Below are 13,251 nucleotides of genomic sequence, written 5' to 3'. Positions count from 1 at the left end.
TCGACTAGGAACCGTTATTCGACAACATCCGTCACACTGGAAACATCCGTCGCAACAGCCACAGTGATCGTGCCGATAATCCTTTTCGGCACCATTAGGCCACCTTTCGGACCAGCGGCGATCAGGGCCGCCGCCTCGGCGACGCTGGGCGTGCCGGTAACCGCCGCGACAGTCGCGCTGGGTGACGGAACCTCAACACCGGCGAGCTCGTCGGCGGAGTAACCGACGAGCCGCCAGCCGGCCTCGGTGGCGAGAACACGCACCTCAGGGGAGGTGGCCCGCCGATCCAGGGTGGCGAGAGCCGTGACGTCCCGAAATGCGAGACCGGCGTCGGCGAGCACCTCGCGAACCGCTGCGGCCAGGGCCGCGGTGGTGACCCCCGTCCGCGACCCCAGACCGACAACGATCATGCAGCGGCCCGCACCAGCCGGCGCGCCAGCTCCGGATGCCCGGCCCAGTGCAGGTGCAGGTACGAGGCGTGCACGCCGGGACCGGCGAACCCTTCCGGATCGGCGCCACGCCACGCCCAGGCCGCACCGGCGGCCGGGGACAGCAGGACTCCGGATCGGGGATGCACCGTGGTCCGGTGGAACTCGTGCCCGGTCACCCGGGTGCCGGCCTGCGCCAGAGGGCTGTCGGTGAGCGCGACCGCGTCCCGATAACCCAAGGTCAGCGTGGGTGTCATCGCCGCCTCGGCGTCGATCACCCCGCACATCGGCTTACCGTCGAGCGACGCGCAGAGCCAGAGCAGCCCGGCACACTCCGCGGTGATCGGCCCGCCGGCCGCGGCGAGGGCGGCGACCGAGGCCCGCAGCGGCGCGTTCGCCGACAACTCGGACGCGTAGACCTCGGGGAATCCGCCGCCGATGACCAGCGCGCGGGTTCCGGGCGGCAGCGCCTCGTCCCGCAACGGATCGACGGTCACCACTTCAGCACCGGCTCCGGCCAGCAGTTCGGTCGTTTCGGCGTACCCGAAGGAGAAAGCCGGACCACCGGCGACCGCGACCAGCGGACGGCCCGGAACCGGATCTTCCGACAATGGGCTCCAGGGTGTCGCCGTCAGCGGCGGCGCGGAGCGCGCGACGGCCGCGACCGCGTCCAGGTCGATCGCGTTCGCGATCAGCGCGGCGAGCGCGTCCACCGAGGCGAGTGCCTCCGCGCGGCGTTCGGCGGCGGGCACGAGACCGAGGTGGCGTGATGGCGCGGCGACCGCTTCTGATCGGCGCAGCGCACCGAGAACCGGCGTGCCGACCTCCTCGCAGGCGTCCCGCAGGATCTGCTCGTGGCGGTCCGAGCCGACCCGGTTCAGGATGACGCCGGCCAGCCGGACCGTTCCGAAACTGCGGAATCCGTGCACCAGCGCGGCGACCGAACGGCCCTGCGCGGCGGCGTCCACGACCAGGATCACCGGGGCTTGGAGCAGCTCAGCGACCTGCGCGGTGGATCCGGTGTCACCGGCGCCGGTGCGGCCGTCATAGAGGCCCATCACGCCTTCGATGATCGCGATGTCGGCGCCGGCCGAGCCGTGCGCGAAGAGCGGCCCGATCTGGTCCTCACCGACCAGGACCGGGTCGAGGTTGCGGCCGGGCCGTCCCGCGGCAAGCGCGTGATAGCCCGGGTCGATGTAGTCAGGACCGATTTTGAACGGCGCGACCGCCTTTCCCCGGCGGGCGAACGCGGCGAGCAGACCGGTCGCCACCGTCGTCTTCCCGTGCCCCGACGCCGGCGCGGCGATCACGACGCGGCTCACCATTCGATGCCCTGCTGTCCCTTGCGACCGGCGTCCATCGGGTGCTTCACCTTGGTCATCTCCGTGACGAGGTCGGCCGCCGCGATCAGATCCGGGTGCGCATCCCGCCCGGTGATCACCACGTGCTGGGTGCCTGGCCGATTCTGAACAGTCTCGATGACATCGGCGACGTCCACCCAGCCCCACTTCATCGGGTAGGTGAACTCATCGAGCACATAGAACTTGTAGGTCTCCGCCGCCAGATCCCGCTTGATCTGCGCCCAGCCCTCGGCAGCCTCGGCCGCATGGTCACGCTCCGTGCCTGCCCGCTGAATCCACGACCAGCCCTCACCCATCTTGTGCCAGGTGACCGGGGTGTCGTTGATGCCGTCGAGCGCTTTGAGGGCGGTCTCCTCCCCCACTTTCCACTTCTGCGACTTGACGAACTGGAACACCCCGATCGGCCACCCCGCACTCCACGCGCGCAGCGCCATCCCAAAGGCGGCCGTCGATTTCCCTTTGCCCGGACCGGTGTGCACCGCGAACACCGCCTGCCGCCGCCTCTGGCGCGTGGTCAGCCCATCGTCCGGCGTGACGGCAACTTTCCCTTGTGGCATTTCAAACCCTTTTTTCTGTACGGGCCGAAACCCGTCCCGCCGAATTACCGTGGCCGTTCGAGAACCCGCCCCTGACGGGCGCGGTCCGGCTCACCCCGCTCACCCACCGCCGGTGGCCGGGCTTCACCCGCGTCAGGCCGCCCGCCGATAGGCACGGTCCACCGCGGTCACGGGCCCCGCTCCCTGCAGCACCGAGGCCTGCAACTGTTCGAGCGGCATCAGCTCGGCTTTCAGCGCGCCCGCCAGCCGCCCGGCCAGTCCCAGCCGGATCGGGCCGGACTCGCAGTCGACGACCACGGCCGACACCCCATGCAGAGCCGGCACCATCCGCAGCGGATCCGGGCCGCTCGTGGCCCGCCCGTCGGTGACCAGCACCAGCAGCGGCCGGCGACGCGGATCCCGCCGGCGTTCGGTCGCGATGGTCCGGGCCGCGGTGCGCAGGCCGGCCGCGATCGGCGTACGCCCACCGGTCCGCAACGCCGCCAGCCGCATCACCCCGACCTCGTGGCTGGACGTCGGCGGCAGCACCAGATCGGCGTCCGCGCCCCGGAACGTGATCATCCCGATCCGGTCCCGCCGCTGGTACGCGTCCCGCAGCAACGACAGCACCGCCGTCTTCACGAGAGTCATCCGCTTGCGAGCCGCCATCGACCCGGAGGCGTCCACGACGAAGAGCACCAGATTGGCCTCCCGCCCCACGTGCACCGACTCCCGCAGATCCCGGGGTGAGACCCGGATCCGGTCCGATGTGGTCCGGTTGAGGGCACTGCGATCCAGAGCGGCCCGCAGCGTAGCCGGCAGGTGCGGCGCTCCGGCCAGCTTGCCCGTGGGGGTCCGGCTGCCGACGACCCGGCCGCGCCGTGCGTACGCCGGCGACCGCCGCCCGGCGTGCCCGCCCTCACCACGGCCGGCGATCCTCAGCGTCCGCGTCCGGTAGGCCGGCCCGGCGCCCGCCACGGCTCCGGCCTTCTCCTGCTGCTGGCCGGCCCCGTTCTGTTCCGGCTGCTCGGGGGCCGTGCTGTTACGCGTACCCTCGTGATCGGAGCCTGCGCCCTGCGGCCCGCCACCGTCGCGCGGACCTTGTGGCGCACCGCCTCCGCCGCCGTCAGGCGGCCCGTCACCGTCGGGATCCTCGTCCGGTTCGTCGTTGTGTTGTTCTTCTCGTTCCTGCGAAGCCTGGCGTTCCGCCTCGGCGAGGGCCTCGTCGAGTTTCTCCTCGTCGGTGCCGGGCGGGTCGAGCGGATCGGTGCGGCGGCGGTGCGGCAGCGCGAGCCGGGCCGCGTCCGCGATGTCCCCGGCGGTGACCCGGTCACGGCCGTGCCAGGCCGCCAGGGCCACCGCGCAGCGAGCCACGACGATGTCCGCGCGCATGCCGTCGACGCCGTACGCGAGACAGACCCGCGCGATCCGGTCCAGTTCCTCGTCGGGCAGCACGACCAGCGGCAGCTGGGCACGGGCGGCGGCGATGCGACCGGCGTATGCACTCTCGTCACCGGCGAACCGCACGGCAAAACCGTCCGGGTCGGCCTCGTACGCCAGCCGGCGCCGGACCACCTCGGCGCGCTGCACGGCGTCGCGGGGCGCGGCCACGTTCACCACCAGGCCGAACCGGTCCACCAGCTGCGGGCGCGGCTCGCCCTCCTCCGGGTTCATCGTGCCGACCAGCAGGAACCGGGCCGCGTGCTTGACCGACACCCCGTCGCGCTCGACGTGCGCCCGGCCCATCGCGGCCGCGTCCAGCAGCAGGTCGACCAGATGGTCGGGGAGCAGGTTGACCTCGTCCACATAGAGGACACCGCGGTGCGCGGCGGCGAGCAGACCCGGTTCGTACGCCTTCACGCCGTCGCTGAGCGCGCGCTGCAGATCGAGGGTGCCGACGACGCGGTCCTCGGTGGCGCCGACCGGGAGTTCGACGAGGCTGGCGGGCCTTCTTCTTCCGGGATCACCAGCTTGGTGGGGTCCGTCCGGGCACGCCGGGTCGGGTGCTGCCGGGTCGCAGGCGAACCGGCAGCCGCGGACCGTGTCGATCCCGGGCAGCAGGGTGGCCAGGGCGCGTACCACGGTGCTCTTCGCGGTGCCCTTCTCGCCGCGCACCAGCACGCCGCCGACCGCCGGCGAAACGGCGGTGAGCAGCAACGCCAGGCGCAGGTCATCGAGGCCGACCACGGCCGAGAACGGGTACGGAGTTGTCACAGAGATCCCTTCCGGCGGGTGTCCACGCCCGCGCGACGGCCGAAACGAGCGGCCGGAGTCTCCTGACTCCCGGATCAGTGCTCGCCGCTCCTTCCGGCCGATTTCCGGCCGTGGAAAACGCGGGTCGCTCCCCGGTCACAGTGGCGGGACCGTCCCGGATTCGCACCGGGGTTCCTCCGCTTCCGCTCGCGCGTCACTCTAGCGCGGTCGATTCCCGGCGGCCTACGGCGAGGATCACGTCAGCTCTTCACCGCTTTCTCCGTGCCGGGCAGCGGCTCCGGCGCGATCCGGTCCAGTTCGGCCACCACGTCCAGTACCGCGAGGGCGGACTTCTCGACGAGCGGGCGCAACTTGCGGTAGAGCGCCGCGTCAGCCGGCTGCGGCTGGGTGTGCCGGCTGATCGGCACCAGCGCCGCCACGTCGTCCAGATCGGGCAGCTCGCCGAGGGCGTGCCGGGCCAGCAGGCAGGCGCCCAGGGCGGTGCCCTCCGGGGTGTCGGCGACCGCGACCGGCAAATTCATCGCCGACGAGAGGGTCTGGATCCACAGTTCGGACGCGGCCGCCCCACCCGTCGCCCGGATCTCGGTGAGCGAGCTGCCCTCGGCCTCGAACGAGTCCCGGACCAGGGCGAGCTGCTGGCACACCCCTTCGACGGCGGCCCGGACCAGATGCGGGCGGGTGTGCTCGCGACGCAGTCCGAGATAGGCGCCACGCATACCGGGACGCCACCACGGCGCACGCTCGCCGAGCAGGTAGGGCAGGCACAACAGCCCCTCGCTGCCCGCCTCGACCCCGGCCGCCTCCTCCAGCAGAGCGGCGTCGCGCTCGTCGGCGTCCTCCCCTTCGGAACCGGGCCGCTCGAATCCGGCGGCGAACGCCTCCCCCGCCCACCGGACCACCGACCCGGCGTTGTTCACGGCGCCGCCAATCACCCACCGGTCCTCGGTGAGCGCATAACAGAACAGACGCCCTGCGGCGTCCGTCGTCGGTCGATCCACGACGGTACGCAGGGCGCCGCTCGTGCCGAGGGACACCGCCGCCACACCGGGTGGTGTGGCGCCGACACCGAGGTTGGCGAGCGGACCGTCGGCGGCGCCGATCACCAGCGGCACGTCCTTGTCCAGACCGGCCGCCGCGGCGATGTCGGACCGCAGGCGCAGAATCGTGGTGGTCGGTACCACCTCGGCGAGCTGGTTCGCCCGGACCCCGGCGATCTCCAGTGCCTCGTCGTCCCACTTGCGGGAGTGGATGTCGTAAAGCCCGGTGCCGGACGCGATCGACAGGTCCACCTGGAACGGCGCGTCGGCGAGCGCCGCGACGATCAACTCCTTCACACCGCCCCAGCGGGGTGTGCCGCGCAGCGTCTCGGCGTCGTTCTCGGCCCACCAGGCAAGCTTGGTCAGCGGCGACATCGGGTGCACCGGCGTGCCGGTCCGGGCCTGCAGCGTCCTGGCCCGCCCCTCGGCGACGATGCGCTCGCACTGCTCGGCCGAACGCCCGTCCGCCCAGGTGATCAGCGGCCCCAGCGGCGTGCTGTCGGCGGACATCGGCACGAGGGCGTGCAGGAACGCGCTGAGACCGATAGCGATCACCCGGTCGCCGTTCTGCCGGCATTCGGTGGCGACGTCGACGAGCGCTTTCACGGCGGCGGCGGTGAGCTGCTCCGGGTCGAGTTCGGCCCGGCCCGGCCCGGGAACCGAGAGCGGGTAGTGCACGCTGGTCAGCGCACGCACCTCACCGAGTGGCCCGGTCGCGACACCCTTGGTGGCGGTGGTCCCGGTGTCGATCCCGATCACGACGTCCATGCGTAGCCTCCCTCGCGGCGCCCGGCAGTTTCCCGGCGCGTTCTGGCATACCCGCCGAACATCCTTTCGTACCGGCGTGGCGCGGGCCGATCCCGCGGGGCCGGAGCGGGAGCGGAGGGCTTCCGGCGCCGGCGCGGGCGCATCGGCGGTTGGGGCGGTGAACGCACGCATAAGTCGCGCTGGGGGCGGTCAGCGCACGCGCAACCGTCGGGCCGGGGCGGTGAACGCACGCACAAGCCGATCGCGTGCGCTGACCGCCCCTATGACGGCGGTGGGCGCACGCAAAACGTCATTGCGTGCGCTCACCGCCCCGGCGGACGGCGGACCGCGGACGCGTCCCGGCTGGACCCGAGCACACCGTGGGCCCCCCGTCCCGGCTCTGCGGGTGGGGTCGCCGGGCTGCGCCGAAGGCAGCGGCGGGGTCAAGCCCGCCGGGACCTCCTGGCCGGACCGGTCACCGTGGGCGACGGCCTGGAGCATGCACCGGTAGCGATGGGCGCCGGGCGGCCTGGAGTGGGCAGTGACCTCGCGGTGGAGTGGCACGGGGCTGTGCGGTTACGCGTACCCAAGAAGAGAAAGCGAAACGCCCTGCCGGAGCCACCGGCAGGGCGTTGTGGAGCGGAAAGCTCAGCGCTTGTCCAGAGCGACGAAGTCGCGGACCGGGGCGCCGGTGTAGATCTGGCGCGGGCGGCCGATCTTGTTGGCCGGGTCGACCATCATCTCGCGGTACTGCGCGATCCAGCCCGGCAGGCGGCCGATCGCGAAGAGGACCGTGAACATCTTCGTCGGGAATCCCATGGCCTTGTAGATGAGGCCGGTGTAGAAGTCGACGTTCGGGTACAGCTTGCGGGAGATGAAGTAGTCGTCGGAGAGCGCGATCTCCTCCAGCTTGAAGGCGATCTCCAGCAGCGGGTCGGGCGTTTCCAGGGTCGAGAGGACTTCCTGGGCGGCCTTCTTCACGATGGCGGCGCGCGGGTCGTAGTTCTTGTAGACCCGGTGGCCGAAGCCCATCAGCTTGACGCCTTTTTCCTTGTTCTTCACTCGCGTGACGAACGCGTTGACGTCGCCGCCGTCCTTGCGGATCTGCTCGAGCATCTCGAGCACCGCCGCGTTGGCGCCGCCGTGCAGCGGGCCGGAGAGGGCGTTGATGCCGGCCGAGACCGAGGCGAACAGGTTCGCCTGGGAGGAGCCGACGAGGCGCACGGACGACGTGGAGCAGTTCTGCTCGTGGTCGGCGTGCAGGATGAACAGCATGTCGAGGATCTTGGCGACCTTCGGGTCGACGTCGTAGGGCAGCGTGGGCAGCCCGAACGTCAGACGCAGGAAGTTCTCGACGTAGTCCAGCGAGTTGTCCGGGTACGGCAGCGGGTGCCCGATCGACTTCTTGTAGGCGTACGCCGCAATCGTCGGAAGTTTCGCCATCAGGCGGATTGCGGAGATATCGACCTGCTCGGGATCGAGCGGGTCGAGCGAGTCCTGGTAGAAGGTCGACAGCGCGGTGACCGCCGAGGAGAGCACCGCCATCGGGTGCGCGTCGCGCGGGAAACCGGAGAAGAACGTGCGCATCTCCTCCTGGAGCAGGGTGTGCACGCGGATCTTGTCCGCGAAGTCCCGGAGCTCCGGAGCGGTCGGCAACTCGCCGTTCATCAGCAGGTAGGACACCTCAAGGAAGGTGCTCTTCTCCGCCAACTGGTCGATCGGGTAACCCCGGTACCGCAGGATGCCCTGGTCGCCGTCGATGTAGGTGATCGACGACGTGGTTGAAGCGGTGTTCACGAAGCCCTGATCGAGCGTTACGTAGCCGGTCTCTTTAAGAAGAGCACTGACGTCGATGCCGCCCGGCCCGTCGACGGCTTCGCGTACCGACATCGACAGCTGGCCACCAGGGTGGTCGAGCTTGACATCCGTCATGTATTTCCCTCACTTCACCGGCAGATGTCCCAAAGATTTTGCCGTTCACCGTAAACCCTCAACCTGAATGGGTCATCAGGTAGCCACCTGTTGAGGCATTGGTCACCAGTACGTATGGGCCGTTGCACCATAGACAATGGTCGGTATATTGCGGCTTTGTTACGGGAGGACCGATGCGAGATCCCGTCGTGGTGGGTACCGACGGCACCGCGGCGAGTCGCGCCGCGGTCCGGCTGGCCGCCCGGGAGGCCCTCTCCCGCGCGTGCGCGTTGCAGGTCGTTCATGCTTTCACCTGGCCCGATCAGGGCACCGATTACGCTTCGGCTCGTGGCGCCGCTTCGCGGATGCTCGATGAGGCGGTCGCCACCGTCCAGCGTTCCACACCCGGCGTCGATGCGCGCGGACAACTGCGGGATGGACCCCCCGCGCGCGTTCTGATCGGCCTGAGCCGCAGCGCCGCCCTGGTCGTGGTGGGTGGCGACGGGCTCGCCCGGCTCGGCTCGGGCTCTTTGGTACGCACACTCGTCCCGGAGTCCTGGTGCCCGGTGATCCTGGCCCGAGGGCCGCGGCCGCCGGTCGGTCCGGTGCTCGCCGCGGTCGACGACTCGGAGTTCTCCGCGCTGGGCCTGCGGTTCGCGACCGAGGAGGCCGCGCTGCGCGGCAGCAAGCTGTACGCCGTGCATGTGATCGCCACCTACGGGCCGGCGGCCAGGGCTGCCGCCGATCGTCTGCTCGCCTCGGTCCCGGAGTCCGGCCGGCGGATCCTGGTCGGCCCACCGGCGGCCACCCTGGTACGCCTGAGCCGCCGCGCCGGGCTCGTGGTGCTCGGCGCACGCGGTGCGGGAGGCGCGCGGCGGCTCGGCTCGGTCGCGCGCGAGGTACTGCGGCGCGGCGCCAGCCCGGTGGTCTTCGCCCATGCGGCCGTGAGACCAGTTCACTAAAGTTCGGTACCCGAAGTGCCCGGATTGCTACCGTTGATCCCAACATTGATCTTCGGGAGGAATGCCCGGTGCAACCTGCGCTCCCGCCCGTAATCGTCCGGCGGCTCTGGCAGGTCATGGCCGCCGCCGGCATCGCCGCCACGGCCCTCTACGCGCTGTTCCCGGACACGCTGATCAGCAACATCAGCTTCGTGTTGCTCGGCGTCGTCACGGTCGCGGCCTGCTTCCTCGGTCCCCGCCGCTGGGGCGCCGAGCCACCGACCGCCTGGCTGCTGATGGGCGCGGCCGCGCTGCTCTTCCTGATCGGGGTGCTGATCCGGCCCACGGTCACCGAGGAGGCCATGCCGTGGCCGCTGGTCGCCGACGTGTTCAGCTTCAGCGGTTACGTGCTGCTCGGCGTCTTCCTGGCGATGCTGCTGCGCCAGCGGCAGAGCCTGGACCGGCACGCCGTGCTCGACGGCCTGATCGTCACCCTGGCCGCCGGCGTGACGACCACGCTGCTGCTGGCGCTGCCGGCCGCCGCGATGACCGGCCGGCCGGCCCTGCTGTCGCTGATCCAGGGCACCTACCCGCTCTTCGACGTGATCATCATGCTGCTGATCGTCAACCTGACCTTCACGGCGAAGACCTGGCCGTTCAGCCTGAGCGCGCTCACCGTCACGATGATCGGGATGTTCACCGGCGACTTCCTGTACGCGATCGCCGGTGTCAGCGGGAAGATCTACGCCGACCCGCTGCTCAACGTGCCGTTCCTGATCGCGTACACGGCCCTCGGCGTCACCGCCCTGCATCCGTCGGTCGTCGAGATGAGCCGCGCCGCCCGGGCGCCGGTGCAGGAGTGGGGCTGGCAGCGACTGGCCCTGCTCGCCCCGGCGATGGTCCTGCCGTCCGTGCTGCTGCTGACCGAGCGGAGCAGCGGCACCGGCGAGCGCGTGCTGATCGCCGGGGTCGGCGCCCTGACCGTGGGCCTGCTGCTGTTCCGGGCCACGTCGGCCGTGCAGGCCCAGGTCGCCGCCCAGCTGCGCTCCGAGCACCAGGCCACCCACGACCCGCTGACCTCGCTGCCGAACCGGACGTCCATCTCGTCGGAGATCGAACGCCTGGTCACCGTCGTCGACCCGGAGGGCCACGACCGGGTCTGGGTCTACATGCTCGACCTGGACGGCTTCAAGTGGGTCAACGACTCCTGGGGCCACGACACCGGTGACCAGCTGGTCATCGAGGTGGGCCGGCGGCTGCGCTCGGCGGTGGCCGCCAGCATCCCGGTGGCCCGGGTCGGCGGCGACGAGTTCCTGCTCGCGTTCGTCGGCGAGAAGGGCGGCGCCCTGCACCTGGTCGACGACATCCGCGGCTGCTTCGCCCGGCCCTTCCCGGTACGCGACACCGAAGTGGTGATCAGCGCGTCGATCGGCATCTCGCACGCCGCCGGTGACGCGGCCCGTGCCGCGGTGACCGCCGAGGCACTGATGCGCGACGCCGACACCGCCATGTACCGCGCCAAGGGCGAGGGCCCGGGCCGCTCCTCGATCTTCGACACGTCGATGCACGACCAGGTCCGCGAGCGGATCGAGCTCGAGGTGGCCCTGCGCCAGGCGCTCGCCGAGAACCAGCTGCGCGTCCACTACCAGCCGCTCGTCCGGCTGGAGACCGGCATCCCGGTCGGCGCCGAGGCCCTGGTCCGCTGGGAACACCCGGAACGCGGCGCGATCCCGCCGATGACGTTCATCCCGATCGCCGAGGACGCCGGCCTGATCGGCAGCATCGGCACCTGGGTACGCCAGGAGGCGCTGCGCCAGCTCGGCGTCTGGCGCTCCGAGGGCGTCGTCCGCGACGACTTCTACCTCTCCATCAACGTGTCACCGCGCCAGCTCAACGAGCCGGAACTCCCGCTGATCGTCTCGGGCGAGATGCTGCGGTACGGCGTACCGGCGCACTGCGTCGCCCTGGAGATGACCGAGTCGGTGATGGTGGACGGCTCCAGCGTGACCGCCCGGGTCCTGTTCGAGCTGCGTGAGCTCGGGGTGAAGCTGCTCATCGACGACTTCGGCACCGGCTTCTCGGCACTCGGATACCTGCGCCGCTTCCCGGTCACCGGCGTCAAGATCGACCGCTCGTTCGTGATCGGCCTCGGCGTCAACGTGGAGGACGACGAGATCGTGCGCGCGGTGGTGGCGATGAGCCACGCGCTCGGGCTCAGCGTGATCGCCGAGGGCGTGGAGACGCCGCTGCAGCGTGAGGCCCTGTACGCGGTCGGCGTGGTCAACGGCCAGGGCTGGCTCTGGGGCAAGGCGGTGCCGGCGTCGGAGTTCGCCGAGCGGTGGCACAAAGACGTGATCGCGGGTCCCCCGGAGGTCCAGGTCCCCGCGATCACGTCAGCGCTGGAATCGGTGTACGGCCGGCACCGCCGGTCCGAGTAGGAACTAGCGGCCGCCGCGGCGTTCCGGGAGACCGCCGCGGCGCTCCCGGAATCCGCTCCGGCGTTCCTCGCGGACCAGCGTTCCGGGCGGCGGGAACTCGTACATCCAGAACGACTGGGCGTCCAGCCGGGTCGGCTGCGCCTGACCGGCGACCCGGCCCAGGATCATCGAGATCATCCGAGGCAGCGAGTTGCGCTCCTCGTTGTACGAGCAGATGTCGACGAACACCTTGCCGTCGACCGCGCCGATCGCCTTGTACATGGACCGCAGCAGGCTGATGAAGACTCCCGCGCCCCGAGTGCCCACCGAGGCGCCGACGAAGACCACGTAGAAGAGCCGGCGCTCCTCGAACAGGTCCGGCCAGTGGTACTCGAAGTACTTCGGCGAGATCAGCGGCACCGCGTCCAGTTCGTTGGTCATCACGCCGAGCCCGACGATGCCGCCGTCGGAGTCGATCGCCACGTACTTGTCCGCCCGCTTGTCCGCCATCAGTTCGTCGAACTCGTGGCGGTACATCAGGTGCCGGTTGACCGCGAGGATGGCCAGATCGGAAAAGGTCTCCTGGTAGAACGCCCAGGCGTCGTCGTACAGGTTTTCCGGCAGTTCCGGCAGCACTTGGACTTCCATGATCGCTCCCCGTGATCAGTACTTGTCTCTTGGACAAACCTGTCAGCAGGACTGGCGCTGTGCGGGCAACTCCGGCATTATTCGCACACGGATTTGGGTTGTGTGCCAGGTCACGTCAGGAGAGATCCGTGCTACTCATGCTGCTGCTCGTGCTGATGACCGGGCTCGCCGCGGCCCTGTTCACCGCCACGCGCGGGCCGGTGCGGCCCAGCCGGCTGAAATAGGGCAGTCTGGGCGGATGCGCTTCGCCACCTGGAACGTCAACTCGGTCAAGGCCCGCCTGCCGCGCCTGCTCGACTGGCTCACCACCACCGCGCCGGACGTCGTCTGCCTCCAGGAGACCAAGGTCGCGCAGGACGGGTTCCCGGGCGAGGTCGCCGAGCTGGGATACGAGGTGGCGGCGTACGGCCAGGGCCGGTGGAACGGTGTCGCGATCCTCTCCAAGGCCGGCCTCGGCGACGTGCGCCACGGGTTCGACGGCGAACCGGGCTTTCCCGAGGCGGAGGCCCGCGCCGTCAGCGCGATCTGCGGCGGCATCCGGTTCATGTCGGTGTACGTGCCGAACGGCCGCACACCGGAGGACCCGCACTACACCTACAAGCTTCAGTGGCTGGCCGCTCTGCGTACCGCGCTCGTCCCGGATCTGGCGGCCGGCCCGGTCGTGGTCGCCGGCGACTACAACGTGGCGCCCACCGACGCCGACGTCTGGGATCCGGCCGTCTTCGCCGGTTCCACCCATGTGACACCGCCTGAGCGGGCGGCCCTCGCCGAGCTGCGCGCGCTCGGGCTCAGCGACGTGCCGGCCCGGCCGCTCAAGGGTGACCATCCCTTCACGTACTGGGACTATCGTGCGGGGATGTTCCACCAGAACAAAGGCATGCGGATCGATCTGGTCTACGCGAGTTCCGACATCGCGGGCCGGGTCACGGATGCCCTGGTGGACCGGGAAGCGCGCAAGGGGAAAGGCCCGTCGGACCATGCCCCGATCGTGGTCGACATCAAGGACTGAGC

At 70.5% G+C, this 13,251-nt stretch carries 10 protein-coding genes and 1 riboswitch; of the genes, 3 read left to right on the top strand and 7 right to left on the bottom strand.

The window, feature by feature from the left end; translation table 11 throughout:
- Window positions 1–14: 14 nt before the first annotated feature.
- From B0I29_RS06010 to B0I29_RS05985, 6 genes are all read right to left on the bottom strand, one after another.
- A complete protein-coding gene (locus tag B0I29_RS06010; protein WP_111647824.1) occupies window positions 15–410 on the bottom strand; it encodes a cobalamin biosynthesis protein in 396 nt (131 codons plus the stop codon).
- Window positions 407–1,753 carry a cobyrinic acid a,c-diamide synthase CobB gene (locus tag B0I29_RS06005; protein ID WP_111647823.1) on the bottom strand — a complete coding sequence of 449 codons (1,347 nt, stop codon included), beginning with the start codon at window positions 1,751–1,753 and terminating at the stop codon, window positions 407–409. The genes B0I29_RS06010 and B0I29_RS06005 overlap by 4 nt, the downstream gene beginning before the upstream one ends.
- The gene (gene cobO, locus B0I29_RS06000; protein WP_111647822.1) at window positions 1,747–2,346 is read right to left on the bottom strand and encodes a cob(I)yrinic acid a,c-diamide adenosyltransferase; all 600 of its coding nucleotides are present in this window, start codon (window positions 2,344–2,346) and stop codon (window positions 1,747–1,749) included. Before cobO ends, B0I29_RS06005 begins: the two co-directional genes overlap by 7 nt.
- Before the next feature lie 132 nt (window positions 2,347–2,478).
- The gene (locus B0I29_RS05995) at window positions 2,479–4,539 is read right to left on the bottom strand and encodes a magnesium chelatase subunit D family protein (RefSeq protein WP_111647821.1); all 2,061 of its coding nucleotides are present in this window, start codon (window positions 4,537–4,539) and stop codon (window positions 2,479–2,481) included.
- Window positions 4,540–4,594: 55 nt separating this feature from the next.
- Window positions 4,595–4,716, bottom strand: a riboswitch (cobalamin riboswitch).
- 62 nt (window positions 4,717–4,778) lie between these two features.
- Window positions 4,779–6,344, bottom strand: coding sequence for a gluconokinase (locus B0I29_RS05990; protein ID WP_111647820.1), 1,566 nt, complete (start codon window positions 6,342–6,344; stop codon window positions 4,779–4,781).
- Between the two features lie 627 nt (window positions 6,345–6,971).
- Complete coding sequence (locus B0I29_RS05985) at window positions 6,972–8,255, bottom strand: citrate synthase (protein ID WP_111647819.1); 1,284 nt, start codon at window positions 8,253–8,255, stop codon at window positions 6,972–6,974.
- A gap of 173 nt (window positions 8,256–8,428) precedes the next feature.
- Between B0I29_RS05985 and B0I29_RS05980 the strand changes: the two genes are divergently transcribed.
- Together B0I29_RS05980 and B0I29_RS05975 are read left to right on the top strand one after the other, a co-directional pair.
- Complete coding sequence (locus tag B0I29_RS05980; protein WP_111647818.1) at window positions 8,429–9,196, top strand: universal stress protein; 768 nt, start codon at window positions 8,429–8,431, stop codon at window positions 9,194–9,196.
- Between the two features lie 68 nt (window positions 9,197–9,264).
- On the top strand, window positions 9,265–11,613 hold the full coding sequence (locus tag B0I29_RS05975) for a putative bifunctional diguanylate cyclase/phosphodiesterase (RefSeq protein ID WP_111647817.1): 2,349 nt from the start codon (window positions 9,265–9,267) through the stop codon (window positions 11,611–11,613).
- Window positions 11,614–11,616: 3 nt separating this feature from the next.
- Here the strand turns inward: B0I29_RS05975 and B0I29_RS05970 are convergent, their stop codons facing one another.
- Window positions 11,617–12,240, bottom strand: a complete 624-nt coding sequence (locus tag B0I29_RS05970; protein ID WP_111647816.1) for a hypothetical protein — start codon at window positions 12,238–12,240, stop codon at window positions 11,617–11,619.
- 238 nt (window positions 12,241–12,478) lie between these two features.
- On the opposite strand from B0I29_RS05970, the gene B0I29_RS05965 reads away from it, so the two are divergent.
- On the top strand, window positions 12,479–13,249 hold the full coding sequence (locus B0I29_RS05965) for an exodeoxyribonuclease III (RefSeq protein ID WP_111647815.1): 771 nt from the start codon (window positions 12,479–12,481) through the stop codon (window positions 13,247–13,249).
- Window positions 13,250–13,251: the final 2 nt, after the last annotated feature.

The sequence above is a fragment of the Actinoplanes lutulentus genome (assembly GCF_003259845.1).
Taxonomy (GTDB): Bacteria; Actinomycetota; Actinomycetes; order Mycobacteriales; family Micromonosporaceae; genus Actinoplanes; species Actinoplanes lutulentus.
Note: the sequence above shows the minus strand (reverse complement) of the source record. Positions and strands in the feature narration are given on the sequence as shown.

What these genes read in the sequence shown, in the direction of transcription:
- B0I29_RS05970 (WP_111647816.1), bottom strand. Translation starts at nt 12,240, where the DNA reads ATGGAAGTCCAAGTGCTGCCGGAACTGCCGGAAAACCTGTACGACGAC.
- B0I29_RS05985 (WP_111647819.1), bottom strand. Translation starts at nt 8,255, where the DNA reads ATGACGGATGTCAAGCTCGACCACCCTGGTGGCCAGCTGTCGATGTCG.
- B0I29_RS06010 (WP_111647824.1), bottom strand. Translation starts at nt 410, where the DNA reads ATGATCGTTGTCGGTCTGGGGTCGCGGACGGGGGTCACCACCGCGGCC.
- B0I29_RS05990 (WP_111647820.1), bottom strand. Translation starts at nt 6,344, where the DNA reads ATGGACGTCGTGATCGGGATCGACACCGGGACCACCGCCACCAAGGGT.
- cobO (WP_111647822.1), bottom strand. Translation starts at nt 2,346, where the DNA reads ATGCCACAAGGGAAAGTTGCCGTCACGCCGGACGATGGGCTGACCACG.
- B0I29_RS05980 (WP_111647818.1), top strand. Translation starts at nt 8,429, where the DNA reads ATGCGAGATCCCGTCGTGGTGGGTACCGACGGCACCGCGGCGAGTCGC.
- B0I29_RS06005 (WP_111647823.1), bottom strand. Translation starts at nt 1,753, where the DNA reads ATGGTGAGCCGCGTCGTGATCGCCGCGCCGGCGTCGGGGCACGGGAAG.
- B0I29_RS05965 (WP_111647815.1), top strand. Translation starts at nt 12,479, where the DNA reads ATGCGCTTCGCCACCTGGAACGTCAACTCGGTCAAGGCCCGCCTGCCG.